This window comes from Pseudomonas putida, assembly GCF_028682455.1.
In the GTDB taxonomy this organism is placed as follows: domain Bacteria; phylum Pseudomonadota; class Gammaproteobacteria; order Pseudomonadales; family Pseudomonadaceae; genus Aquipseudomonas; species Aquipseudomonas putida_AA.
The window spans coordinates 112,766-136,874 of record NZ_JANHLD010000002.1; the positions used below are offsets into that span (position 1 = coordinate 112,766).

Consider the following 24,109-nt stretch of genomic DNA (forward strand, 5'->3'; position numbering starts at 1 on the left):
AACTCAGCGCAGCGTTTGCAGCAGTGTCTTGAGGTGGCCTTGGCCGGCCTGATCCAGCGCGAACACCGGCCGGCGTGGCTCACCCACCGCAAGCCCGGTCATCGCCAGGCCCGCCTTGATGGTGGCGGGCAATCCACCCTTGAGGATGAAGTCCAGCAGTGGCAACTGGCGGTAGAACACGTCCTTGGCGGTTTTCAGGTCGTCCCGAAGCACAGCCTGGTACAGCTGCTGGTTGAGGTCGGGGATCAGGTTCGCGGCGGCCGTGCACCAGCCGCTGGCACCGGCCACGAAGGCTTCCAGGGCCAGGGGGTTGCAGCCGTTGTAGAACGGCACCTGGCCTTCGCCCAACAACTGCAGCTTGTGCATGCGCTGAATGTCGCCGGTGCTCTCCTTGACCATGGTCACGTTGTCGACCTCGCGCACGATCTTGAGGATCAGTTCCACTGACATGTCGGTGCCGCTGGTGGCCGGGTTGTTGTAGAGCATGATCGGCACATCGATGCTCGCACCGATGGCGCGGTAGTGCTGGATGATCTCGGCTTCACTGAGCTTCCAGTAGGCGGCCGGCAACACCATGACTGCATCGGCGCCATGGGCCTGGGCGAAGCGCGCGCGACGAATGGCGCCTGCGGTGGTCAGGTCCGAGACACTGACGATAGTGGGGACGCGCTTGGCAATGTGCGCCAGGCTGAACTCGGCAACCTGCTGCCATTCAAGGTCGCTGAGGTAAGCCCCTTCACCGGTGCTGCCCAGCGGGGCGATGGCGTGCACGCCCCCGGCAATCAGGCGTTCGATGGATTTGCCCAGGGCGGGCAGGTCGAGCTGTTCGCCGTCCTGGCTGAACGGGGTGATGGTGTAGCCGATGATGCCGTGAAAAGTCGTGGACATGATGAACTCCGCAAGTAAGGCAAATAGGGCGAAAAGGCAACAATCAGTTCAGGCAGTCGGCATGCACCCGCAGGCACTGGCGCGCATAGTAATTGAAGGCGGCGCTGTGGCGTTTTGGGCGGGAGATCCAGTCATGGGCTTCGCGACCCAGTGCCGGCTCGATCGGCTTGACCTCGCCTGCGGCCATGGCCAGCAGTTGCAGCTTGGCGGCGCGCTCGATCAACTGAGCGATGACACAGGCTTCCTCGATGCTGGCGCCCGTGGAGAGCTGGCCGTGATGCGAGAGCAGGATGGCGCGCTTGTCGCCCAGGGCGGCGCTGATGATTTCGCCTTCTTCGTTGCCCACCGGCACGCCCGGCCAGGCTTCGAGAAACGCGCAATCTTCATAGAGCGGGCACAGGTCCATGTGCGAGACCTGCAGCGGCACTTCGAGCATCGACAGGGCGGCGACGTGCGTGGGATGGGTGTGAATGATGCAGTTCACGTCCGGGCGTGCGCGGTACACCCAGCTGTGGAAGCGATTGGCCGGGTTGGGCATGCCGCTGCCCTCAAGCACTTCCAGGTCTTCGTTGACCAGCAGCAGGTTGCTGGCGGTGATTTCATCGAAACCCAGGCCCAGTTGCTGGGTATAGAAGGTGCCGGGCTGCGGGCCCCGCGCGCTGATTTGTCCGGCAAGGCCCGAATCGTGGCCGTTGTCGAAGAGAATTCGGCAGGTCAGGGCCAGCTTTTCGCGCACAGTCCACGTATTATCGGCAAGCGAGCCTTGCATTTGTGTAAGGGCCTGCTTGATCAGCTGGTCCTTTGGCAATGCCATTGTCTTGGCCATGGGGATATCCTCGGTGGTGGGAAAAATGTCAGCGCTGGGTTGCCCGATTACTTGGAAGGTGGCGGGCGACTCAGCGTGGTGACACAAACAAGGCTAAATGACACAATGTGTCATTAGCAAGAAAAAACTTGCCCGTGGAACTTGGAAAATCGCGTCGCATGTCTATCCGATTGAAATTATTAAGAAAAAAACTTGGGATTACGCTGGAAGTGCTGGCCGAGAAGTCCGGCATGACCAAGAGCTACCTGTCCAAGGTCGAGCGTGGCCTTAATACCCCCTCTATTGCTGCCGCGCTGAAGCTGGCGCGCGCGCTCAGCGTCAATGTCGAAGAGCTGTTCGCCGAGGATGCGCCGGGCCAGTCGCGCTACAGCCTGGTGCGCAGCGGCGAGCGCCAGGCGCTGTCGGGCAGCGCCCAGGGCCCGGGTTATGCGGTGCTGGCCAGCCATATCGGCAGCCGCAGCCTGTTGCCCTTCATCATCAGCCCACCGCGGGACTTCAGTGATTCGACCTTCAAGGAACACCTTGGCGAGGAGTTCCTGTTCGTTCATGAAGGCCAGGTGGAGGTGGACTTCATGAACGAGCGGGTCATCCTCGAACGCGGTGATGCCCTGTACTTCAATGCCCAGACCCCCCACCGCCTGCGCTCGCTTGGCGAAGTGCAGGCGCAGTTGCTGGTGGTGGTGCACGACGCCGAAGGACAGTAATGAGCAGCGCCTCGCGGTTCTGGCGCGACCCGGCACTGCCTTTTGTCGAGGCGCGCAGGGTCGATGACGGGCGCAAGGTCTGTTATTCGCCACACTCCCACCAAAGTTTTTCCATTGGCGCAATCACTGCCGGGCGCAGCACTTATGTGAGCGGCCAAAGCCATCGGCAAGTGTCGTCGGGCACGGTGGTGATGATGAACCCGGGTGTGGTGCACACCTGCAACCCCATCCACGGCGAACCTTGGTCGTACCTGATGCTGTATGTCGACCTGTCCTGGTTGCAGGCCTTGGGTTTCCAGCCCTTTGAGGCGATCCGCAGCGATTCGCCCATCGTGTACAGGGCCTTGTGCCAACTGTTCGAGGTACTGCTGGACGATCAAGGCAGCACCCCTGGCAAGGACGCTGCGCTGCGTATTTTCTTCGGCGAGCTGATCCAGCGCTTCGGGAGCAGTCCTGCAGGGCGGGGGCAGGGTAATCCGCGCTTGTTGGCTGCCGCCGCGTTTATCCGTGAACACTGCACCCAACCTTTACGTCTCGAAGACATCGGCGCGGCCGCAGGCTTGTCCACTTCCTACTTGATCCGGGCCTTCAAGCAGCAGTTTGGCCTGACACCCCACGCCTACCTGCTGGACCAGCGCGTGCAGTATGCCCGTGCGCAGTTGCGGCGCGGGCGGCTGATTGCCGAGGTGGCGCTCGAGGCCGGGTTTGCCGATCAGGCGCACCTGCAACGGGCGTTCAAACGCCTGCTGGCGGCAACGCCCGGTCATTACCGCTCAGCCCACTAGCCCACCAACAAGTACAGCGCGCTGGCCACCAGCAGCCCGGCGAGGATGCGGTTGAACACGCGGACCCGGCGCGGGTTGCCCAGGTACTGGCTGATCACGCTGCCTGCCCAGGCCCAGCTGGCGATGGACAGGTAGCAGATGACGAAGTAGATCGCCGTGAATTGCCACAGCAAACCGGTTTCGCCTTCACCGACATATGCGCCGACACCGGCCACGCAGGCCAGCCAGGCCTTGGGGTTCAGCCATTGCAGGGTGGCGCCGGCCAGCATCGACGGCGCTTCGGTGTGCGCGCCACTGCCCAATTCACCCCCGTCGCTGGCAAGTTTCCAGGCCATGTACAGCAAGAACGCCACGCCACCGGCGTGGAGCACCTGAGTCAGGGCGGGCCAATAACGTAGCAGTTGGTGCAGGCCAAGGCCGATCAGCAGCAACAGCAGGCTGAAGCCCAGGGTGGCACCGGTGACGTGCCTGAGGCTGGCGCGCAGGCCGTGCCGGGCGCCGCTGCCCAGGGCAACAATGTTGACCGGGCCGGGTGAGATGGAGGCGGCCAGCGCGAAGGCGGCCATGGAAAGCATCAGGCTCATTGGGGTGTCCTTGTCATGGGGTAGCCCGATTCTGATGTGCCGAAAACGGCAGGTATTGAAGAAAATCACCCTGATCGGAGGGTGAGGCAGGAAATACCCTACAGAATTTGAAACATTTTCACGCTGTGAGAAAAGCGTGCTGAAATTATAGGATTCTCCCCCCAATTGATTTCAGGTTGATATGACTTCGTTCTCGGAGCCCCCCAGTACCTGGCCGTCCCGGCCTCTCTCCCGTCCTTGTGACGCTTCCCCCCTGTTTCCCCAGATGAGTACCTGCGCATGGAATGGCTAGCCGACCCCACGGCATGGCTGGGCCTTGCCACGCTGATCGTGCTCGAACTGGTACTGGGTATCGACAACCTGGTGTTCATCGCCATCCTCGCCGACAAACTGCCGCCCCATCAGCGCGACCGTGCGCGGGTGATCGGCCTGTCGCTGGCGTTGATCATGCGCCTTGGCCTGCTGGCCAGTATTTCCTGGATGGTGACGCTGACCGCGCCGCTGTTCGAGGTGTTCGACAAGAGTTTCTCCGGGCGTGACCTGATCATGCTGTTCGGTGGTGTGTTCCTGCTGTTCAAGGCCACCATGGAGTTGCACGAGCGCCTTGAAGGGCATGTGGCCCAGGCAGGCGGCAGCGCGCGCCATTCGGCGTTCTGGCCCATCGTTGCGCAGATCGTGGTGCTGGATGCGGTGTTCTCGCTGGACGCGGTCATTACCGCCGTCGGCATGGTCGAGCACCTGTCGATCATGATGATCGCGGTGATCTTCTCGATCGGCATCATGATCGTTGCCAGCAAGCCGCTGACCCGCTTCGTCAACAATCACCCGACGGTGATCATGCTGTGCCTGGGCTTCCTGTTGATGATCGGTTTCAGCCTGACCGCCGAAGGCCTGGGCTTTCATATTCCCAAGGGCTATCTGTATGCGGCCATTGGCTTCTCGATTCTGCTCGAAAGCTTCAACCAGCTGGCCCGGGCCCGGCGCAAGCGCAGCATGCAGCAGCACCGGCCGATGCGTGAGCGCACCGCCCATGCGGTCATGCGCTTGCTCGGTGGCCGCCGTGTCGAGGCCGATGAGGTGGGTGAAGAAATTGCCGATCTGGTCGAGGGCGCCGAGGAGCAAGTGCTGTTCGACCGCCGCGAGCGGGTGATGATCAGTGGCGTGCTCAACCTTGCCGAGCGGCCGATCAAGACGCTGATGACGGTGCGTGCCAAGGTCGATGTGGTCGACCTTGCGCAGCCGCCCGAGGTCATCCGCAAAACGCTGATGCATTCGTCCTATTCGCGTCTGCCGGTGATTCGCGGTGGTCGCATCGAGGAACCGCTGGGCTTCGTGCATAAAAAGGAGCTGCTCAAGGAATTGCTGGCGGGTAGCGAGCCCGACCTCGAGACCCTGGTGCGCACGCCGTTGAACCTGCTGGAGAGCTTCAGCATCCTCAATGCCCTGGAGCAGATGCGCAGCCAGTCGACTCACATCGCGTTCGTGGTCAACGAATTCGGTGATTTCACCGGCATCCTGACCATGACCGACATCCTTGAATCCATTGCCGGCGAGTTGCCTGATGCCAGCGAAGTCGAGGGGCCGGGCATTGTCGAAGATGGCGAGGGCTATGTGGTGAGCGGCGCCCTGAACCTCAGCCAGGTCCAGGCGCGCATCGGCTTTGTGGCCAAGCCCACCGAGGATTACCAGACCGTTGCAGGGCTGGTGATGAGCTTGCTGGATCGCCTGCCGGTGGTGGGCGACAACCTGCAGTGCAATGACTGGCAGCTGGAGGTGGTCGCCGTGGAGGATCGACGGGTGCGCGAGGTGCGCCTCAGGCCGAACGTCGTTGCTGGCGCAGCAGGTGCTTGACGCCTTCGAGGATCAGCACCAGTACCGCCAGCCAGATCGGCAGGTAGGTCAGCCACTGGTCGGGACCGATGGTCTCGCCCAGTAGCAGGGCTACCCCCACCAGCAGCACCGGTTCCACATAGCTGAGCAGGCCGAACAGGCTGAAAGCCAGCAACCGGCTGGCGAGCACGTAGCAGATCAGCGCCAGGGCGCTGATCACCCCCAGCAGTGGAATCAGGCCATACAGGGCCGGATGGTCGGCCAGGTCCTGGGCACTCATCGGGCCCTGGATGACGAAGTACAGCGCCGCCGGCAGCAGCAGGCACATGTCGGCCCACAACCCTCCCAGATGGTCCGTACGGCATTTGCGTCGAAGGATGAAATACAGCGGATAGCCGATGGCGACCACGAGGATCTCCCAGGCGAAGCTGCCGTGCTGGTACAGCTCGTGGCCCACCCCGGTCGCGGCGCAGGCCACGGCGATTTTCTGCAGGTGGGAAAGGCGCTCGCCATAGACCAGGCGGCCGGTCAGCACCATGGTCAGCGGCAGCAGGAAATACCCCAGCGACACTTCAAGGCTGCGACCGTGCAGCGGCGCCCAGAGAAACAGCCACAGCTGCACTCCCAGCATCGACGAGGTGCCCAGCATACCCAGCAGCAACAGCGGGTTGTGGCGGATGCGTGCCAGCAGGTCCGTCACCAGTTTCCAGTCCTTGCTCACCAGCAAGAACACGGTCAGGCAGGGCAGGGTCAGCAGGGTACGCCAGCCAAACACTTCCTCGCCGTCCAGGGGCGTCATCAGCGAGGTATAGAAGTACATCACGGCAAACAGGCACGAGGCCGCAACCGATGAAACAATGCCTTTGGACACGAGGGCCTCTGTAGCAGGAAAAGAAAGGGGCGGTCAGCCCGCCCATGGTCTCAGCTCCCGGCCTCATGGGGCAACGTTGTGCAGTCGCACGTGCGCTTCGAGTGCCGGGATCAAGTCGGTGACCGACATCGGTCGGGCGAACAGGTAGCCTTGCTGGAAGTCGACGTTGTGGCGGGCCAGGTAGTCACGCTGTGCTTCGTTCTCCACCCCTTCTGCGACAATCCCCAGGCCCAGCTTGCTCGACAGCTCGATGATGCTGTCGAGGATATGCAGTGACAGCGCGTCCACGCCGATCATGGCGACGAAGCTCTGGTCGATCTTGAGGTAGTCGACCTGGAACTGACGCAGGTAGGCCAGGCTTGACTGGCCGGTACCGAAATCGTCCAGGGCAATCATCACCCCCAGTTCATGGAGCTTGGCGAACAGCTCCTGGGTGATGTCGGTCGGGATGATCAGCTTGCGTTCGGTCAGCTCCAGGGTGAGGCGCACCTGACCTTGGGGAAAGGCGGCAAGGAACTGCTGGCAATCATCGAACAGCGCCAGGTCCTGGCAATGATCGGCAGTGATGTTGATACCGATATGAAAGCCTTCACCCAGGAGCTCGGCATGAGGTGCCAGTACCTGGGCAGTGCGCTGCATCAGCTGGCGGGTCATGGGCACGATCTGGCCACTGTGTTCGGCGAAGGGGATGAACAGGTCGGGGCGCACCAGGCCTTCGCGTGGGTGCTGCCAGCGCATCAACACCTCGACGCCGGCCCAGCGGTAGTCTCCCCGGCGCACCACGGGTTGGAAGTAGGGCACGAATTCATTGGCTTCCATGGCTCGCTGCAGTTCTGCCCGCGACGAGCCGGCGCGGCGCAGTTGCCAATAGCAGGTCACCCCGGCAATGGCGCCGAGCACCACCAGCAAGGCGAGCAGGGCAGGGAACTCGCTGCGCATCACCCGGCCGACTTTGTCCGGGCCATAGCCACTGTGGATCGAGAACGGGTAGCGCGACGATGACAGTTCGACCGGGGCGACGTCGGCCTTGGGTACCAGACTGTCCTGCACCTGGCCATTGCGGTCCATCCAGTACCTGCCCACCTGCAGCACCAGGCGGCTGTCGGGGTCGAGCAGGCGCAGGACATTGAGCAAGTGTTCGCCGTCGACCGTGCTGATGGCGCCACGCTCGCCCTCCTGGACCCGGTAGACCAGCAGCGGATGCCCAGGGGTGACCGAGTTGCCGCTCATCAACCAGAGCTTGCCCTGGGTGTAATCGGCAGGGTTGACCTGCTCGGTGAAGGGGCCGAACAGCGAACTGCAATACAGCTCGCCCTTGTACTCAAGGTTGGTGGAGCGGACAAAGGCGCGTCGGGTCACCTGGTCACGCAGGGCGAGCTTTTCTGCCAGGCATGGCTGGCCGGCCAGTGGCAGCAGCTCTGTGGCCGCGCCAGAGATGTCATCGAGAATGCGCTCGACCTGGTTCATTGCATGGCGCGCGTTCTCTTCGCTTCGGGCCTGCAGTTCCCGGCCTGCCTGCCATTGCATGATCAGCACGCCACACAGCAGGGGCAGTGCGCCCACCACCCAAGGCAGTGCAAGGCGCCAGAGGCGGCGAGGGCGATGGTGTACCGAAAGGGGCATGGCGACTAACCTGATAGAACGGACCAGTGCAGAGGATAGCCGTTCGTCGGCCTCGCGCCTGAACTTAAAGTGCGACAAATCAGATTACGCACTGTAGAATCACCTTACGCATACAATAATAAGGTTCCTCGCGCCTTGAGGAATCAACCCGCCGAGAATGGGTCCCTATGAAGTGTCTTGGGTTCAAGCTTATCTATGGTGACTACCTCGCACGCAGTGTGAGGGGCATCTCCTGCGCGCCGCCATCTTCGCTCGACATCGATAGCAAGTAATCACTGTTTTTAGCGCTTTGATGATGAGGTAACGAGTAATGGCTGACATCTTTGAAAACCCGATGGGCCTGATGGGCTTTGAATTCATCGAGTTCGCATCGCCGACCCCTGGCGCCCTGGAGCCGATCTTCCAGATCATGGGCTTTACCAAGGTCGCGACCCACCGCTCCAAGGACGTACACCTGTACCGTCAGGGCGGTATCAACCTGATCCTGAACAACGAACCGAAAAGCATCGCCTCCTACTTTGCCGCCGAGCATGGCCCGTCGGTATGCGGTATGGCGTTTCGCGTTCGCAATGCCCACCAGGCCTACGCTCGCGCACTGGAACTCGGTGCCCAGCCGGTCGAAATCGAAACCGGCCCGATGGAGCTGCGCTTGCCGGCGATCAAGGGCATCGGCGGTGCGCCGCTGTACCTGATCGACCGCTTCGAAGAAGGCAGCTCGATCTACGATATCGACTTCAATTTCATCGAAGGCGTCGACCGTCATCCGGTGGGCGCTGGCCTGAAGATCATCGACCACCTGACCCACAACGTATACCGCGGGCGCATGGCCTACTGGGCGGCGTTCTACGAGAAGCTGTTCAACTTCCGTGAGATCCGCTACTTCGACATCAAGGGCGAGTACACCGGCCTGACCTCCAAGGCCATGACCGCACCGGACGGCATGATCCGTATCCCGCTCAATGAAGAGTCCTCCAAGGGCGCCGGGCAGATCGAAGAGTTCCTCATGCAGTTCAACGGCGAGGGCATCCAGCATGTGGCGTTCCTCTCCGACGACCTGCTCAAGAGCTGGGATGCGCTGAAAAAGCTGGGCATGCGCTTCATGACTGCGCCGCCGGAAACCTACTACGAAATGCTCGAAGGGCGTCTGCCAGGTCACGGCGAGCCGGTTGGCGAGCTGCAGGCCCGGGGCATTCTGCTCGACGGCTCGTCGCAGCCGGACGACAAACGCTTGTTGCTGCAGATCTTCTCCGAAACCCTGATGGGGCCGGTGTTCTTCGAATTCATCCAGCGCAAGGGCGATGATGGCTTCGGCGAAGGCAACTTCAAGGCGCTGTTCGAGTCGATCGAGCGTGACCAGGTGCGTCGCGGTGTGCTGAACGCCGAGTAATCGTTACCCGCAAACGAAAAGGCCATTGAGGGTTTCCTCAATGGCCTTTTTTCTTGCCCTCAGTGGGGGCGGGGGGCAGGGGCTGTCTTTCTCCTGAACATGGCCCAGTAGGCGACGGCCGAGGTCAAGATGCCGACCAGCAGCAGCGAAGGCAGGGTCGCCGTTATCGCCTGTTGTATCGCGCCCCAGGTATAGCTGTCCGGGTAGCCGGCATGCACGGTGTAGCCGTACTGCTTGGAAACCACCTGCAAGGTGTCTTCTTCATGGTCCGGCGTCTGTTCGAATGCGCCGTTTCCGGTGGCCCAGACATACTGCGGGCCGAATTGCAGGATCAGCACCACCTCGTTCTGGAACCCCAGCAGCTCGCGCTGCAGCACTTGAAGGTTGGCCAGCGCCAGCACGCCGAAGGGGAACTCCTGCAGTCGATAGATCAGCACGCCGGAATGGGGGGTGGCCTCGCTGCTCGGGTCTACGCGCAGGCGCATGTTGAGAAAGCTGCCCGGGTCGATAATCCGCTGGAAATCCCCGAACAACGTGCTGCAATAGGCCAGGTTCTCCTTGACCAGCATCAGCGAGCGGACGTTGGGCTGGCGGATTGCGATCTGGCGCAATTCCGGCAGCGCCGCATCGCAGGGTTTTTGGGCCAGGACCAGTGCCTGGCTACTCGTGGTGTGCAAGGAACTCATCACGTGATCGATGGTGTAGATCGCTTCGCGCGCGGTCACTTCGATGGTTTCCTCCTGTTTGCGCTCGACTTGCAGTGAAAGCACCAGCAAGCCGCAGGCAACAGGGGCGAGGCCGATCAATAGGGTGATGAGGAACTCGACCAGGCTGCGGCCGGCGTAGGAATGGGGGACCATGGACGTTTCGCCTCAATGCCAGAGTGTAAGCACTGAGCATAAGTCGCGGACAATGGGCCGCCTGTAGGCACCATTGTCGGTCCATGTAGTCTTTGTAAGCACAACGTTGTCGTTAGATGTGCTTGGCCCCTGCCAGCGCGTTGACCACCAGGTTTGCCACCGCACCGCCGGAGGCCGGGTTCTGGCCCGTGATCAGGCGGCCTTCCTTCTGGTCGGCAATGGCGAAGGCCTGCCAGGGATCCTCTGCCTTGCGGTACAGGCCGCCGCGAGCACCCAGTTCGGTTTCGGTCAGGTAGGGCACCACTTTGTCGAGCTCGGCCAGTTGCTCCTCGACATTGGAAAACCCGGTCACCTCGCGATCCTTGACCAGCAAGGTGTTGTCGCTGAGCTTGATATTGAGCAGCCCGACGGCGCCATGGCATACCGACGCCACCACGCCGCCGGCCTCGAAGATCTTGCGGGCCAGGTCCTGCAGGCCGGTGTTGTCCGGAAAGTCCCAGATCACGCCATGGCCGCCGGCATAGTAGATGGCCACGTAGTCCTGCGCCTTGACCTGGCCGGGGCTCAAGGTGGTGCCTAGGCGGTTCATGAAGGCCTTGTCGTTGTACCAGGCCCAGTCAATGTCCTGGGCCATGCTCAGGCTGTGCGGGTCGATGGGCACATAGCCGCCTGCGGGGCTGACGTAGTCCACCTTGTAGCCGGCCTTTTCGACCTTGTCGACGAAATGGACGGCTTCACCCAGCCACAGCCCGGTGGGGCGCTTGAGCGTCGGGTATTTCGCCGTATTGGTCAGGACCACCAGCATTTTCTTGCTCATCACCAGGCTCCCTTCACTGGATCGGACCCGGTACACCCGGATCACCGAGGAAAACCTCTACAGCATAGTAGTGACTGGCCTGGACGCCATTGCCCAGGCGCTATGCTAGCCTTCACCCGTCCAATGTATGAACGCGAGAGTTGAACCACTATGAGCAACCCGGCAACGCAAACGGATGAATTCATGCAGGCGGCAATCGACGAAGCCCGCCTGGGACTGGCTGAGGGCGGCATTCCGATCGGTTCGGTGATCGTGCACCAGGGGCGGATCATCGGCCGCGGGCACAACCGTCGGGTGCAGTCGGGCAGCGCGATCCTGCATGGCGAAATGGACGCACTGGAGAATGCCGGTCGCCAACCTGCCACGGTATATGCCGAATCGACCCTGTACACCACCTTGTCGCCGTGTGCGATGTGCAGCGGTGCCATTTTGCTGTACGGAATCAAGCGGGTGATCGTGGGCGAGCACCAGACCTTCATGGGCGAGGAAGACCTGCTCAAGTCTCGGGGGGTGAGCCTCGAGGTCCAGCACAATGCGGCGTGCATCGACATGATGAGCGACTTCATCGCCGCCCGGCCCGAGCTCTGGAACGAAGATATCGGCCGCTAGGGCGAACGACCCTGGGCGCGGATCAGCCTGTGCTGCCTGACCGTGCCCCTCGGGTACGCTGGCTGGCAAGGCGTTCGAGCAGCAGATAGACAAGCCCTGCCACCATCAGCGGCAAAAGAAAGTACACCGCCCGGTAGCCGATCAGCGCTGCCAGCAGAGTGCCCTTGCTGTAACTGCCCTGCAGCAGGGTCAGGAACACCGTTTCCAGTACCCCCAGCCCCGCCGGAATATGCGTTATCACCCCCGCGATACTACTGATCAACAACACCGCCAGGATTGTCGGGTAACCGACCTTGTCCGGCAGCAGGGTGTAGACCACCAGGGCCATCAGTGCCCAGTTGCAGGCGCCCATCAGCGCCTGCAGTGCTGCCATCTGCAACGAGGGCAAGGTAATTTCGTGGCCGCGCAGTTGCCAGGTGCGCCGCCGGGCAAAGCGGCAGGCCAGCAGATAGGCCGCCGCCACCATCAGCAACAGCACACCGATCAGCCGCAGGCCATTGCTGCCGATCTCAAGCCCCGCTGGCAAGCGCGGCAAACCGCAGACGAACAAACCGCCGGCGAGGATGAAATAGCCGAGCCAGTTGGTCACGAGCCCCAGGCTGAGAATCCGGGTGATGGTGGCCACGGGCAGGCCAAGCCGTGAGTACAGGCGATAGCGCAAGGCAATGGCCCCGACCCAGGCGCTGAGGTTGAGATTGAAGGCGTAGCAGACGAAGGCCAGTGGCAGCACCTGGCGCGCCGGTAGCGAATGGCCGGTGTAGCGCCGCCCGATCAGGTCGAAGCTGCTGAACAGGGCAAAACTGCTGGCGCTGACCAGGATTGCCAAGGCCAGGGTCTGCCAGCGGTAGGCGACCAGGGCATGGCGTACTTCCTGCCAGTCCAGGTTCCTGAGCAACGAAAACAGCAGGACCGGCACCAAAATGAAAAACGCAACCGTCAGGGCCTTTCGAGCCCGCTGCCAATGCTTGCTGTGCGCGCTCATGTGGTCTTGCCTTCGGGTTGCTGATCGGCTGGCAAGGCCTTGAGGCGCAATACGTGTGCAGGCAGCCAGCCGACCATGGCCGGGAAGTGGCGGATGAAGTGAAAGCTCAGGAAGATCAGCGGTGCGCGCCACCAATAGCCGCGCAACACGCGCTGCAGGCTCACCGGTCTGCAGCGGTGGATGCACAGCTCCTGCAGGTGCTCGTGCAATCGCTTGTTGAGGGCCTGGTCGCGAATCATCAGGTTGGCCTCAAGGTTCAACGACAAGCTCAACGGGTCGAGGTTGCTCGAACCCACGGTCGACCAGTGGCGGTCGACCAGGGCGACCTTGCCGTGCAGCGGCCGCTCGCAGTATTCGAAGATCCGCACGCCATCGCGCAACAGGTAGTTGTAGAGCAGGCGCGAGCACAGGCGCACCAGCGGCATGTCCGGCATGCCTTGCAGCACCAGGGTGACCTTGACCCCGCGGCGGGCTGCGTTGCGAAGGTTTCGCAGCAGGCGATAGCCGGGGAAGAAATAGGCATTGGCAATGATAATCCGCTCTCGAGCGCCGTCGATGGCCCTGAGGTAATGGCGCTCGATGTCGTTGGGGTGGTCCAGGTTGTCGCGGATGCTCAAGGTCATGCTGGCCTGGTCGCTGTCGGCGGCCAGGGGCAGGGCGCGCTGCCACCAGCGCTGGCTGCGACGCCGCAACTGGGCGGGCTCGGCGAGCAACGTCAGGGTGGCCTGGCGCAGGTCGGCCACGATCGGCCCGCGTACTTGCACGGCATAGTCCTGCTTGGCCATGGGGCCGTAGTCGGCGAGGTGATCGGCGCTGTAGTTGATGCCGCCGACGAAGCCGACTTCGCCATCGATCACCAGGATCTTGCGGTGCAGGCGGCGGAACAGGTTGGTGCGCATCCCCAGACGCTTGGGGCGCGGGTCGAATGCCAGCAGTTGCACGCCGGCATCGTACAAGGCCTTGAGGTACTCGTGGCTCAGGTCGGCGGTGCCATAGCCGTCCACAAGCATCTGTACCCGTACGCCACGGCGCGCCGCGTCGATCAGCAACTGTTGCAACTGGCGGCCGACCTTGTCTTCGAAAATGATGAAGGTTTCCAGCAGGATCTCCTCGCGCGCCTGTTCTATGGCGGCGAAGGCGCTGGGAAAGTAGTCCTCGCCATTGATCAGCAACTGGACCTGGTTGTCGGTTCGCCACTGCTCGTTCACCAGCGCACCTCCACTGCCAGCGGCAAATGGTCGGACAGATGCGTCCAGGGCTTGCGGGCCATCACCTTGGGGGCATGGGCACGGGCATTGCGCAGGTAGATTCGATCCAGGCACAGCAACGGCCAGCGTGCCGGAAAGCTGCGTGCCGGACGCCCGTAGGCCTGGGTGAAGACTTCGTGCAGGCCGCTGTCGGCCAGGGTTTGATCGATGCGCCGGCGCCAATCGTTGAAGTCGCCTGCGACGATGACCGGCGCCGTGGCGGGCAGGCTGTCGAGCAGTTGGCACAACAGGCGCACCTGCTGCTGGCGCTGGCGTTCGTCCAGGCCCAGGTGCACACAGATGGCATGCAGCTCCTTCCCTCCCGGCAGGGTCAACACCGAGTGCAGCAAGCCACGCTGCTCGCTGCCTTTGATGCTCACGTCCAGGTTGGTGTGGTGCAGGATCGGGTACTTGGACAGCAGGGCGTTGCCGTGCTCGCCATCGGGGTAGACCGCGTTGCGTCCGTAGGCGAACACGGGCCAGAGGCTGTCGGCGAGAAACTCGTATTGAGGTACATCCGACCAATTGCGGTGTCGGCGTCCATGCTGGCGATGGCTGCCGAGCACTTCCTGGAGGAAGACCAGGTCGGCGTCTTCGCTGCGTACGGCCTCGCGCAGTTCGGGCAGCACATAGTGGCGGTTGAGCGCACTGAACCCCTTGTGCACGTTCACCGTCAGTATCCGCACATGGTCCACGGCGGGTGCCGCGGCCAGCGAGCCTGCGGGAAGCGCCTTGCTCATGGGGGCGTCACCTTGCCCAGCATCTGCGCGACCTTGGCAGTCAACTGGGAAAACTCGAAGGGCTTGCTGATCATTTGCATTCCAGGGTCCAGGTAGCCGCCCCTGGCGAGGGCATTCTCCGCATAGCCGGTGATGAACAGCACCCTTAGGCCTGGGCGCAACTTGCGGGCGATCTCGGCCAGTTGCCGTCCGTTCATGCCGGGCAGGCCGACATCGCTGACCAGCAACATCACTGCGGTATCGGAGCGCAATAGCGCCAGGGCTGCATTGGCGGTGTCGACGGCAACGCAGGGATAGCCCTGCTCCTCGAGGGCCTGCTGTACCAGAACGCGTACCGTTGCATCGTCTTCGACGACCAGCACGGTGCCATTCAAGTCGGTGTCCACCGAGGCGACGGGCGCGCTCGGGGCCGCCTCACGCTGTGCTTCGTCGGGGCGCGGCAAATACAGGTCGACCCGGGTGCCATGGCCGATCTGGCTGTGCAGGGCAACATGCCCCCGGGACTGCTTGCTGAAGCCATACACCATGGACAGCCCCAGGCCTGTGCCCTGGCCGATGGGCTTGGTGGTGTAGAACGGATCGAAGGCGCGGTCCAGGGTACTTTGCGGCATGCCGCAGCCGTTGTCGGCGATGCTCAGGCATACATAGTCACCTGCCATCAGGGCGTGACCGCCAAACTGGGTGCCATCGAGGCGTTGATTGCTGGCCTTGATCGTCAACCCGCCACCATTGGGCATGGCATCGCGGGCGTTTTGCAGCAGGTTGTTGAGGGCTTCTCGTAGTTGCAGCGGGTCGACCTGGGCGGGCCATAGGTTGGGCTCGTACTCGACCGTCAGGGCAATGTGGGAGTCCAGCAGTGGTGTGAGCCGCTCTCGATGCAGCAGGTCCGGCAATTGCACCGGGTGGGCATCCAGCGACTGCCGGCTGGAAAACGCCAGCAGGTTATGGGTCATGCTGGCGGCACGGCGCACCGCCTGTTGGCTCAGATCAAGCAGCTTGGGCAGCGCCTCGAAGCGGCCCTGCTGCAGGCGCTTGCCGATCAGCTCCAGGCTGCCGCCGATACCCGTCAGCAGGTTGTTGAAGTCATGGGCGACGCCGCCGGCCAACTGGCCGATGGCCTCCATCTTCTGGGCATGGCGCAGGTACTGCTCGTCTTCGCGCAGCTGGCGCAACTGCTCTTCCACCCGGCGCTGCAGGCTGCTCATCGCCAGCCCGTGACTGCGGGCCTGGTACTGGCGGCGCCGGGCGCGCAACGAGGACTGGGTCAACGCCAGCAACGAGCCGGGGTCGAACGGGCAGGGCAGCAGGAACAGGTTGCCAAGGGCGCTGTGGCTGGCCTGGGCGGGCGCGTGGGGGGCATCCTTCTGCCCGGTCAGCAGGACCACGGGCAGATCGGACCAGTCCGGCTGCTGGCCAATGTACCGGTGCAGCGGCGATTGGGTGGTGCCACCCAGGGAGGTGTCGGCGACGATGGCCAACCCCGCACCTTGCCCCAGCGCAGTGCCCAGTTCGTCCATGGTTTGCGCGGCCAGCGCCTCGATGCCAGCGTTGTCGAGCAAGTCGAAGGCCAATCGGCTCAGCTGGGCTGGTGCCAGGATCAGCGCACGTTCGCCGTAGGGCATTGAATCGGCCACAAGGGTCTCCTTTGACAGGGCACAGGCAACTACCGCGGTTGCGGTTATTGTCGCTGCATTATCACTGGACCACGGGGGCGATGCGGGGGTTCAACCAAAATGCCCGATGGTCGTGGAGAGCCTACAGGCCTTGCTGTACCAGGGGGTCGTCGGGGTTCAGCTGCTCGAGCTGGGCCAGCAGGATCTGCACATTCTGCAACTGACCGGTCTCTTTCCAGTACTCGATCAGCAGAACCCGGGCTTTACGGTTGGCCGGGTCGTGGACAAGGATGGTCTCCAGCTGCCGTTGCGCGGCATCCACCTGGTCGAGCTGGTGCAGGCTGGTGGCCAGGGTGTAGCGGTAGTCGTTGTTGTCGGGTTCAAGTTCCAGGGCGCGGGCGAATGCCAGCAAGGCGTATTCATCCTGGCCGTGGCGCAGCAGCCAGCGGCCCAGTTCGTGTTGCAGGAAGGCGGAGTCCGGCCGTTGCTGCAATGCCTTGGCCAGCACCTGGCGCGAGGCGTCGGTCTGCTCCTGGCGCTCCAGCATCTCTACCTGCATGGCCAGGGCCTCGAGGTTTTCGGGGTCCAGCTGCAAGGTGCGCTCCAGCGCTCGGGCAGCCTCCTGATAGCTGTTTTCATGAAGGTAGAGCCGGGCCAGGTGAAGCTGCGCGGTGGCATCGTCGGTCTTTTCTGCCAGTTCGTGCTGGTAGCGCTCCAGGGTATGTTGCAGCGGGCCGAAGTACAGGCCGATTTCGTCCGGGCCCAGGCCCAGCAGGGCATCGACCACGGCAAAGCGTACGCTTTGATCTTCATCGTCGAGCATGGGGCCAAGCACCAGGCTGCGCTGGGCGCCGGGGAGCATCGCCTGGATACTGGCGATGGCAGCGCGGCGCACCATCGGCTCGTCATCCTGCAAATCGCGGCTGGCCAGCTTCAGGGCCAGCGGCGAGGGGTAGTTGGGCAGTTCGGCATATAGGCTGGCACGGCGGATGGGCGACAGGTCTGTGCGCCCCAGTTGTTGATACAGCACCCTGGCCGCGCCCGGCTGGCCGTTGTGGGCCATGGCCAGCGCCTTGGTGTAGCTGTGCTTGAGCGCAGGGGCGGGCGCTGGGGTGTCGTCACGCCAGAAATATCCCCCAAGGCCCAGTACAACGAGCAGAGCCAGGCTGACAAGGGTGAATCGGCGTTGTTTCGACATGGATGGATCCGGGACACGCGGCGAACAAAGGTATCAGCTTGTGTCACCCAGAGGCTTGCGTCAAATCGGTGGGGCTTGCGCCGTGAAGCGTGTGACAGAAGAGTCGCTATCGCGGGGCAAGCCCGCTCCCACAGAACTGACTGATCAAGACAGTTGCCCCCACAAAAAAGCCCCGCGAGCGGATGCAGGCGGGGCAAAGGGCCGGTCAGAAACCAACCAAAGGAGTCGTCGGATCAATTTGCCGCAGCGACGCTTTCAGCCTGCCAGCCGCCACCCAGGGCCTTGTAGATGGCAACGATGCCGCGGTACAGGTCGACCTCGCCCTGGGCCTGGGCATCCTCGGCGCTCAGGCGTTCACGCTCGGCATCGAGCAACACCAGGTAGTCCACGGTGCCTTCGCGGTAGCGGATCGAGGCCAGGTCGGCGGCCTTGCGGCTGGCTTCACTCTGGCGCAACAGGGCCAGCAGTCGCTGCTGGCGCTTGCTGTAGTCGCTGAAGGCGTTTTCGGACTCTTCCAGGGCAAGCAACACCTGTTGCTCGTAGTTGGCCAGCGCGCCCTCGGCATCGGCATTGGCGCCGCGCAGGCGTGCCCGCACACTGCCCAGGTCAAAGGCCGCCCAGGTGATGCTCGGCCCCAGGGCCCAGGCCTGGGCTGCCGAAGATCCCAGCTGCGAGCCCCGGGCGGCGGTAAAGCCGAGGAACCCGCTCAGGCTGACCCGTGGGAACAGGTCGGCGGTGGCCACGCCGATGTTGGCGGTCGCCGCAGCCAGTTGCCGTTCGGCACTGCGGATGTCCGGGCGGCGCTTGAGCAGCTCGCCCGGGTCACCTACCGGCAGCGCCTTGGCGATGGCCGGCAACTGCGCAGGCGACAGGTCGATGCTCAGGGCGTCCGGGCGCTGGCCCAACAGGGTAGCGATACGATTGCGTGCCCGCACCTGTTCGGCCTGCAACTGCGGCACGGTGGCTTCCACTTCGGCCAGGCGTGCATCGGCGCGCACCACATCGAGATCGTTACCCACCCCGGCGTCGCGCAGGGTCTCGGTAATACCGCGTGAATCCTGCTGGGTCTTGAGGTTGGCCAGGGCGATTTTTTCGCGCAATTGCGCACCGCGTAGCTGGCCATAGGCATCTACCAATTCGGCGATCAGGCTGACCTGCAACTGCTGCAGATCGGCCTGGGCCGCGTCCTGCTGCGCTTCACTGGCTTCCAGCTGGCGCTGGATGCGGCCGAACAGGTCCAGTTCCCAGGCCATGTCCAGGCCCAGGTCGTAGCGCTCGCTGTTGACCCGGTCGTCGGTCTGGCCCGGTATCTGGCCTTTGCCCAGGTCACTGCTGACGCGGCTGGTGACGGTGGGCAGGGCATCGTTGCTGACATCGTCGCGAATCGCCCGGGCGGCCTTGAGGCGGGCAAAGGCCACGCGCAATTCACGGTTGCCTTGCAGCGACTGACTCACCAGTTGGTTGAGCACCGGGTCGTCAAACTGCTTCCACCAGATGCTTTCAAAGCGGCTGCGGTCGTAGGCGGTCCTGGCCGCTGGCTCGTTGGCGGCGGTCAGTTGCGCCGCCGCGGTATCCGGGCGCTTGTAGTCCGGGCCAACGGCGCAGGCCGCCAGCGCCAGTACCAGCAGGCTGGGCGCCATCAGTTTCAAGTGTTTCATGCGTGGCTCTCCAGCTTCAGCACACGGCCCGCCTTGCGGGCCTGGCTGCGTTCGACATAACGGCGGATCAGTACAAAGAATACAGGCGTCAGCAGCAGGCCGAAGAAGGTCACCCCGATCATCCCGGAGAACACGGCCACACCCATGGCGTGACGCATTTCGGCACCGGCACCGGAGGAGAACACCAGCGGTACCACACCCATGATGAAGGCAATCGAGGTCATCAGGATCGGCCGCAGACGCAGGCGGCAGGCTTCCAGTACCGCAGCCAGCGGGTCGAGGCCCTCGGCCTGTTTGTCCTTGGCAAACTCGACGATCAGGATCGCGTTCTTGCACGCCAGCCCCACCAGTACGATCAAGCCGATCTGGGTGAAGATGTTGTTGTCACCCCCCGACAGGATCACCCCGGTGATCGCCGAAAGCAGGGTCATCGGCACGATCAGGATCACCGCCAGTGGCAGGCTCCAGCTTTCGTACTGGGCGGCCAGCACCAGGAACGCCAGCAGTACGCAGAGCGGGAACACGAACAGCGCGGTGTTGCCGGCCAGGATCTGCTGGTAGGTCAGCTCGGTCCATTCGAAGGTCATGCCGTTGGGCAGTTCTTCCTTGAGCAGTTTCTCGATGGCCTGTTCCGCCTGGCCGGAGCTGTAGCCCGGGGCCGCGGCGCCGTTGATCTCGGCGGTGATGAAACCGTTGTAGTGCATGACACGGTCAGGCCCGGAGGTATCGCTGACCTTGATGAAGGTCGCCAGCGGGATCATCTCGCCCTGGTTGTTGCGCACCTTCAACTGGCCGATCTGCTCGGCTTCGAGGCGAAATTGCTGCTCGGCCTGGACGTTGACCTGGTAGGTGCGGCCAAAACGGTTGAAGTCGTTGGCGTACAGCGAGCCCAGGTAGATCTGCAGGGTGTCGAAGATATCGCTGATGGCCACGCCGTGGGTCTTGGCCTTTTCCCGGTCGATGGCAGCATCGACCTGCGGCACGTTGACCTGGTAGCTGGTGAACAACCCGGCCAGCTCCGGCACGTTGTGACTCTTGGCGATGATGTTTTGGACTTCCTTGTACAGTGCTTCGTAACCCAGGTTGCCCCGGTCCTCGATCTGCAGGCGGAAGCCACCGATGGTGCCCAGCCCCTGTACCGGCGGCGGCGGGAAGATGGCGATATAGGCATCTTCGATATCGGCGAACTGTGCGTTCAGCGCAGCGGCGATGGCGGCTGCCGACTGGCTTGGGTCCTTGCGCTCATCGAACGGCTTGAGCGGGGTGAACACGATGCCGCTGTTGGGGCTGTTGGTGAAACCGTTGATCGACAGGCCCGGGAAGGCCACCGAATCGGCCACGCCCGGTTGCTTGAGGGCGATCTCGCTCATCTTCTTGATGACTGCTTCCGTGCGGTCAAGGCTGGCCGCGTCCGGCAACTGGGCGAAGGCCACCAGGTACTGTTTGTCTTGCGCAGGCACGAAACCGGTCGGCGTCGAGGAGAAGCCCAGCCAGGTCATGACGATCAGGCCGCCATACACGAACAGGGCGATGCCGCTGCTGCGAGTGACCCGGCCCACGGCGCCGACATAGCTGTGGCTGGCACGATCGAAAAAGCGGTTGAAGGGGCCGAACAGCCAGCCACCGAACATGCGCTCCAGCACTCGGGAGAAGCGGTCCTTGGGCGCGTGATGTTCGCGCAGCAGCACGGCGGCCAGCGCAGGCGACAAGGTCAGCGAGTTGAAGGCCGAGATCACCGTCGAAATAGCGATGGTCAGAGCGAACTGCTTGTAGAACTGCCCGGTGAGGCCGGAGATGAACGCTGCCGGCACGAACACGGCGCACAGCACCAGGGCCGTGGCGATGATCGGCCCGGTCACTTCGCCCATGGCCTTTTGCGTGGCTTCCAGGGGCTTGAGCCCCAGGCCGATATTACGCTCGACGTTTTCCACCACCACGATGGCATCGTCCACCACGATACCGATGGCCAGCACCAGGCCGAACAGCGACAGCGCGTTGAGCGAGAAGCCGAACAGGTGCATCACCGCGAAGGTGCCGATCAGCGAGACCGGTACGGCCACCAGCGGAATGATCGAGGCGCGCCAGGTCTGCAGGAACAGGATCACCACCAGCACCACCAGCACCAGGGCCTCGAACAGGGTATGGACCACTGCCTCGATGGAGCCGCGCACGAACACGGTGGGGTCATAGACGATGCTGTAGTCCATGCCTTCGGGGAAGTCCTTCTTCAGTTCGGCCATTTTCGAGCGCACTTCATCGGAGATCTCGATGGCGTTGGAGCCCGGGCGCTGGAAGATCGGGATGGCCACGGCCGGTTGATTGTTAAGCAGCGAGCGCAGGGCGTACTGGCTGGAACCCAGCTCGACCCGGGCGATGTCCTTGAGGCGGGTGATTTCACCATCGGCGCCGGAGCGGATGATGATGTTCTCGAATTCTTCTTCACTGACCAGACGGCCCTGGGTGTTCACCGACAACTGGAAGCTGGTGCTGCCAGGGGCGGGCGGGGCGCCGAGCTGGCCGGCGGCCACCTGGCGGTTCTGCTCGCGAATGGCGGCGACCACGTCGCTGGCGGTGAGGTTGCGCGAAGCGGTCTTGTTCGGGTCCAGCCAGACCCGCAGGGAGTAGTCGCCCATGCCGAACAGTTGCACATCGCCGACACCGCCCAGGCGTGCCAGCTCGTCCTTGATATTGAGGATGGCGTAGTTGGACAGGTAGAGCATGTCGTAGCGGTTATCGGGCGAGGTCAGGTGCACGACCATGGTCAGGTCGGGCGAGGCCTTGTCGACGGTGATACCGATCCGGGTAACTTCCTCGGGCAGCTTGGGCTGGGTCCGGGTCACGCGGTTCTGCACCTGCACCTGGGCGTTGTCCAGGTCGGTGCCCAGCGCGAAGGTGATGGTCAGGGTCAGCTTGCCGTCGGCGGTAGACTGGGAGGACATGTACAGCATGTTCTCCACGCCGGTGATGGCCTGCTCCAGCGGCGCCGCGACGGTTTCGCCGATCACCTTCGGGTTGGCGCCGGGGAAGTTCGCCCGCACCACGACGGTAGGCGGCACCACTTCCGGGTATTCGCTGATCGGCAGCTGGAACAGCGAGATGCTGCCGGCAATCAGGATCAGCAGCGACAGCACCGCGGCGAAGATCGGCCGGGTAATAAAGAACTTGGAAAAATTCATCGGACCGATTCCTTAACCGCGCGGTGCCGAGGCACTGGCGAGCTTGACGTTGGCAGGGGCGGCGGACTTGCCCGGGTTGTTGGCTTCCAGCGCCTGGCGTTGCTGGGCGAGGGCGGCAATGGTCGCTTCGCTGGCCATCGGGGTGTCCTGCGGGTCGACTGGCGAGCCTGGGCGTACACGCTGCAGGCCCTTGACCACAATGCGGTCCTCCTTGTTCAGGCCGCTGCGCACGATCCGCAGGCCTTCAAGCTTGGGGCCCAGTTCGACGGCGCGGTAGGCGGCCGTGTTGTCCTTGTCCATCACCAGCACGAACTTCTTGCCAAGATCGGTGCCCACGGCTTCGTCGTTGATCAGCACGGCGGAATAGGTGGCGCTGCCCACCAGCTTCAGGCGCGCATACAGGCCCGGAGTGAACTGGCCGTCGCTGTTGTCGAACACGGCGCGGCCACGGATGGTGCCGGTCTTGGGGTTGACCTGGTTGTCGACGAAGTTCATCTGGCCCAGGTGCGGGTTGCCGGTTTCGTTGGACAGGCCCAGGTACACCGGGGTGCTCTGGCCGCGCTGGCCGTCGCGGGCCAGTTGGGTGTACTTGAGGTACACGCGCTCGTCGGCGTCGAAGTAGGCATAGACCTTGTCGGTGGACACCACGCTGGTCAGCGGGGTGACGTCGGCGGTGACGATGTTGCCGGCGGTGAACTGGGCGCGGCTGACCCGGCCGCTGATCGGCGCGGTGACGCGGGTGAAGCTCAGGTTGAGGCGCGCGAGGTCCAGTTGCGCCTGGATGGCGGCGACACCGGCGCGGGCTTCGGCGGCCGCGCTGGTGCGCGACTCGGCAAGCTCTGCGGAAATGGCATTGCTGGTGCGCAAACGCTCACCGCGGCGTGCTTCGTTTTCGCTGCGGCTGGCGGTGGCACGCGCTTGCTGCAATTGGGCTTCAAGGCGACGGACCTCGGCCTGGAACGGGCGCGGGTCGATCTGGAACAGCAGGTCGCCTTTCTTGACCTGGGCGCCTTCGGTAAAGGCGACCAGATCGACCTGGCCGGAGACCCGTGGGCGGACTTCTACCGTCTCGGGTGCCTCCAGGCGACCGGTGAACTCGTCCCATTCATTGATCGGTTGCTCGAGCACCCTGGCTACGCTGACCTTAGCCGCCGCCGGGGCCTGAACGGCCTCCGGGGTGCGACCACAGGCACTCATCACCAGTACTGCCAATAGAGCCAGGGGGTATCGCAAAGGTTTGAGTGACTGTTCCATGGGGTAATCCGCCAATTTATTGAGAATGGGCGGATTCTGCGATTTGTAACTATTAACGACGAATCGAACGGGGCGAAGGTAACTATCACTGTGAATGATATGAATCGGTCGTCACGGGCTTTACGCCCCTACTTGCACTCGGCCAACACCACCTTGCAGGTGCGCGGTGTGCCACCGGAGCGGCCGGCATAACGGATGCAGTTGTTCAGCGATTTTTGCCGGGCAATGGGCAGGGTGTTGCCCCAGGCCAGGCCGCCTTCGCCAGTGGTGGGCACGGCTTTGGCGTAGCAGGCCGAGCCTGCGTTGGCGGCCAGGTAGCGGGCCTTGGGTGATTTGCTCGAGCAGCCTGCCGACAGCGCCAGGCTGATGGCGAGCAAGGAGGGGATCAGCAGGGACGCGCCGCTGAAGGCTGGATGGGTGGTCATGCGGGCTCCCGTACGGGCGATGTCGGATGTTT

The 24,109-nt window shown here is 63.2% G+C and carries 21 protein-coding genes; 5 read left to right on the forward strand and 16 right to left on the reverse strand.

Annotated features, from left to right (window positions below):
• Window positions 1–3: 3 nt before the first annotated feature.
• The gene (locus NPS58_RS11320; protein WP_274115441.1) at window positions 4–888 is read right to left on the reverse strand and encodes a dihydrodipicolinate synthase family protein; all 885 of its coding nucleotides are present in this window, start codon (window positions 886–888) and stop codon (window positions 4–6) included.
• Window positions 889–931: 43 nt separating this feature from the next.
• On the reverse strand, window positions 932–1,714 hold the full coding sequence (locus NPS58_RS11325) for an aldolase (protein ID WP_274115442.1): 783 nt from the start codon (window positions 1,712–1,714) through the stop codon (window positions 932–934).
• A 158-nt stretch (window positions 1,715–1,872) separates the two neighbouring features.
• Between NPS58_RS11325 and NPS58_RS11330 the strand changes: the two genes are divergently transcribed.
• Both NPS58_RS11330 and NPS58_RS11335 read left to right on the forward strand, forming a co-directional pair.
• Window positions 1,873–2,418: a helix-turn-helix domain-containing protein gene (locus NPS58_RS11330; RefSeq protein ID WP_274115443.1), complete on the forward strand. Its 546-nt coding sequence runs from the start codon at window positions 1,873–1,875 to the stop codon at window positions 2,416–2,418.
• Window positions 2,418–3,203, forward strand: coding sequence for an AraC family transcriptional regulator (locus NPS58_RS11335; RefSeq protein ID WP_274115444.1), 786 nt, complete (start codon window positions 2,418–2,420; stop codon window positions 3,201–3,203). Before NPS58_RS11330 ends, NPS58_RS11335 begins: the two co-directional genes overlap by 1 nt.
• Here the strand turns inward: NPS58_RS11335 and NPS58_RS11340 are convergent.
• Window positions 3,200–3,787, reverse strand: a complete 588-nt coding sequence (locus NPS58_RS11340) for a LysE family translocator (RefSeq protein WP_274115445.1) — start codon at window positions 3,785–3,787, stop codon at window positions 3,200–3,202. The two genes, NPS58_RS11335 and NPS58_RS11340, sit on opposite strands and share 4 nt — an antisense overlap.
• A gap of 279 nt (window positions 3,788–4,066) precedes the next feature.
• Between NPS58_RS11340 and NPS58_RS11345 the strand changes: the two genes are divergently transcribed.
• Entirely contained in the window at window positions 4,067–5,638 is a 1,572-nt protein-coding gene (locus NPS58_RS11345; RefSeq protein WP_274115446.1) for a TerC family protein, read from the forward strand.
• On the opposite strand, the gene rarD is transcribed toward NPS58_RS11345, so the two are convergent.
• Both rarD and NPS58_RS11355 read right to left on the reverse strand, forming a co-directional pair.
• The gene (rarD, locus tag NPS58_RS11350) at window positions 5,601–6,488 is read right to left on the reverse strand and encodes an EamA family transporter RarD (RefSeq protein ID WP_274115447.1); all 888 of its coding nucleotides are present in this window, start codon (window positions 6,486–6,488) and stop codon (window positions 5,601–5,603) included. The two genes, NPS58_RS11345 and rarD, sit on opposite strands and share 38 nt — an antisense overlap.
• Window positions 6,489–6,551: 63 nt before the next feature.
• The gene (locus tag NPS58_RS11355) at window positions 6,552–8,111 is read right to left on the reverse strand and encodes an EAL domain-containing protein (RefSeq protein ID WP_274115448.1); all 1,560 of its coding nucleotides are present in this window, start codon (window positions 8,109–8,111) and stop codon (window positions 6,552–6,554) included.
• A gap of 310 nt (window positions 8,112–8,421) precedes the next feature.
• Here NPS58_RS11355 and hppD point away from each other — a divergent pair, with 310 nt between their 5' ends.
• Window positions 8,422–9,498, forward strand: coding sequence for a 4-hydroxyphenylpyruvate dioxygenase (gene hppD, locus NPS58_RS11360; protein WP_274115449.1), 1,077 nt, complete (start codon window positions 8,422–8,424; stop codon window positions 9,496–9,498).
• 59 nt (window positions 9,499–9,557) lie between these two features.
• Here the strand turns inward: hppD and NPS58_RS11365 are convergent, their stop codons facing one another.
• Both NPS58_RS11365 and NPS58_RS11370 read right to left on the reverse strand, forming a co-directional pair.
• Window positions 9,558–10,358: a CSS-motif domain-containing protein gene (locus tag NPS58_RS11365; protein WP_274115450.1), complete on the reverse strand. Its 801-nt coding sequence runs from the start codon at window positions 10,356–10,358 to the stop codon at window positions 9,558–9,560.
• 112 nt (window positions 10,359–10,470) lie between these two features.
• Window positions 10,471–11,175, reverse strand: a complete 705-nt coding sequence (locus tag NPS58_RS11370) for a type 1 glutamine amidotransferase domain-containing protein (RefSeq protein ID WP_274115451.1) — start codon at window positions 11,173–11,175, stop codon at window positions 10,471–10,473.
• A gap of 150 nt (window positions 11,176–11,325) precedes the next feature.
• On the opposite strand from NPS58_RS11370, the gene NPS58_RS11375 reads away from it, so the two are divergent.
• A complete protein-coding gene (locus NPS58_RS11375; RefSeq protein WP_274115452.1) occupies window positions 11,326–11,784 on the forward strand; it encodes a nucleoside deaminase in 459 nt (152 codons plus the stop codon).
• Between the two features lie 22 nt (window positions 11,785–11,806).
• Here the strand turns inward: NPS58_RS11375 and NPS58_RS11380 are convergent, their stop codons facing one another.
• The 9 genes from NPS58_RS11380 to NPS58_RS11420 all read right to left on the reverse strand — a co-directional run bounded on the left by NPS58_RS11380 (window position 11,807) and on the right by NPS58_RS11420 (window position 24,077).
• Window positions 11,807–12,766 (reverse strand): lysylphosphatidylglycerol synthase domain-containing protein, encoded by a 960-nt coding sequence (locus tag NPS58_RS11380; protein WP_274115453.1) that lies wholly within the window; start codon window positions 12,764–12,766, stop codon window positions 11,807–11,809.
• A complete protein-coding gene (gene clsB / locus NPS58_RS11385; RefSeq protein WP_274115454.1) occupies window positions 12,763–13,974 on the reverse strand; it encodes a cardiolipin synthase ClsB in 1,212 nt (403 codons plus the stop codon). The genes NPS58_RS11380 and clsB overlap by 4 nt, the downstream gene beginning before the upstream one ends.
• The gene (locus tag NPS58_RS11390) at window positions 13,971–14,753 is read right to left on the reverse strand and encodes an endonuclease/exonuclease/phosphatase family protein (RefSeq protein ID WP_274115455.1); all 783 of its coding nucleotides are present in this window, start codon (window positions 14,751–14,753) and stop codon (window positions 13,971–13,973) included. The genes clsB and NPS58_RS11390 overlap by 4 nt, the downstream gene beginning before the upstream one ends.
• A complete protein-coding gene (locus NPS58_RS11395) occupies window positions 14,750–16,387 on the reverse strand; it encodes an ATP-binding protein (protein ID WP_274115456.1) in 1,638 nt (545 codons plus the stop codon). The genes NPS58_RS11390 and NPS58_RS11395 overlap by 4 nt, the downstream gene beginning before the upstream one ends.
• 121 nt (window positions 16,388–16,508) lie before the next feature.
• Window positions 16,509–17,564: a tetratricopeptide repeat protein gene (locus NPS58_RS11400; RefSeq protein WP_274115457.1), complete on the reverse strand. Its 1,056-nt coding sequence runs from the start codon at window positions 17,562–17,564 to the stop codon at window positions 16,509–16,511.
• A 233-nt stretch (window positions 17,565–17,797) separates the two neighbouring features.
• The gene (locus NPS58_RS11405) at window positions 17,798–19,222 is read right to left on the reverse strand and encodes an efflux transporter outer membrane subunit (RefSeq protein WP_274115458.1); all 1,425 of its coding nucleotides are present in this window, start codon (window positions 19,220–19,222) and stop codon (window positions 17,798–17,800) included.
• Window positions 19,219–22,398: an efflux RND transporter permease subunit gene (locus NPS58_RS11410; protein ID WP_274115459.1), complete on the reverse strand. Its 3,180-nt coding sequence runs from the start codon at window positions 22,396–22,398 to the stop codon at window positions 19,219–19,221. The genes NPS58_RS11405 and NPS58_RS11410 overlap by 4 nt, the downstream gene beginning before the upstream one ends.
• Before the next feature lie 12 nt (window positions 22,399–22,410).
• The gene (gene mexE / locus NPS58_RS11415) at window positions 22,411–23,652 is read right to left on the reverse strand and encodes a multidrug efflux RND transporter periplasmic adaptor subunit MexE (RefSeq protein WP_274115460.1); all 1,242 of its coding nucleotides are present in this window, start codon (window positions 23,650–23,652) and stop codon (window positions 22,411–22,413) included.
• Window positions 23,653–23,780: 128 nt separating this feature from the next.
• Window positions 23,781–24,077, reverse strand: coding sequence for a DUF4189 domain-containing protein (locus NPS58_RS11420; protein ID WP_274115461.1), 297 nt, complete (start codon window positions 24,075–24,077; stop codon window positions 23,781–23,783).
• Window positions 24,078–24,109 lie beyond the last annotated feature (32 nt).

Bases quoted from the DNA above. Each gene is read 5' to 3' on its own strand.
- NPS58_RS11320 (WP_274115441.1), bottom strand. From the start codon at position 888: ATGTCCACGACTTTTCACGGCATCATCGGCTACACCATCACCCCGTTC.
- NPS58_RS11325 (WP_274115442.1), bottom strand. From the start codon at position 1,714: ATGGCCAAGACAATGGCATTGCCAAAGGACCAGCTGATCAAGCAGGCC.
- NPS58_RS11330 (WP_274115443.1), top strand. From the start codon at position 1,873: ATGTCTATCCGATTGAAATTATTAAGAAAAAAACTTGGGATTACGCTG.
- NPS58_RS11335 (WP_274115444.1), top strand. From the start codon at position 2,418: ATGAGCAGCGCCTCGCGGTTCTGGCGCGACCCGGCACTGCCTTTTGTC.
- NPS58_RS11340 (WP_274115445.1), bottom strand. From the start codon at position 3,787: ATGAGCCTGATGCTTTCCATGGCCGCCTTCGCGCTGGCCGCCTCCATC.
- NPS58_RS11345 (WP_274115446.1), top strand. From the start codon at position 4,067: ATGGAATGGCTAGCCGACCCCACGGCATGGCTGGGCCTTGCCACGCTG.
- NPS58_RS11355 (WP_274115448.1), bottom strand. From the start codon at position 8,111: ATGCCCCTTTCGGTACACCATCGCCCTCGCCGCCTCTGGCGCCTTGCA.
- hppD (WP_274115449.1), top strand. From the start codon at position 8,422: ATGGCTGACATCTTTGAAAACCCGATGGGCCTGATGGGCTTTGAATTC.
- NPS58_RS11365 (WP_274115450.1), bottom strand. From the start codon at position 10,358: ATGGTCCCCCATTCCTACGCCGGCCGCAGCCTGGTCGAGTTCCTCATC.
- NPS58_RS11370 (WP_274115451.1), bottom strand. From the start codon at position 11,175: ATGAGCAAGAAAATGCTGGTGGTCCTGACCAATACGGCGAAATACCCG.
- NPS58_RS11375 (WP_274115452.1), top strand. From the start codon at position 11,326: ATGAGCAACCCGGCAACGCAAACGGATGAATTCATGCAGGCGGCAATC.
- NPS58_RS11380 (WP_274115453.1), bottom strand. From the start codon at position 12,766: ATGAGCGCGCACAGCAAGCATTGGCAGCGGGCTCGAAAGGCCCTGACG.
- NPS58_RS11390 (WP_274115455.1), bottom strand. From the start codon at position 14,753: ATGAGCAAGGCGCTTCCCGCAGGCTCGCTGGCCGCGGCACCCGCCGTG.
- NPS58_RS11400 (WP_274115457.1), bottom strand. From the start codon at position 17,564: ATGTCGAAACAACGCCGATTCACCCTTGTCAGCCTGGCTCTGCTCGTT.
- NPS58_RS11405 (WP_274115458.1), bottom strand. From the start codon at position 19,222: ATGAAACACTTGAAACTGATGGCGCCCAGCCTGCTGGTACTGGCGCTG.
- NPS58_RS11410 (WP_274115459.1), bottom strand. From the start codon at position 22,398: ATGAATTTTTCCAAGTTCTTTATTACCCGGCCGATCTTCGCCGCGGTG.
- mexE (WP_274115460.1), bottom strand. From the start codon at position 23,652: ATGGAACAGTCACTCAAACCTTTGCGATACCCCCTGGCTCTATTGGCA.
- NPS58_RS11420 (WP_274115461.1), bottom strand. From the start codon at position 24,077: ATGACCACCCATCCAGCCTTCAGCGGCGCGTCCCTGCTGATCCCCTCC.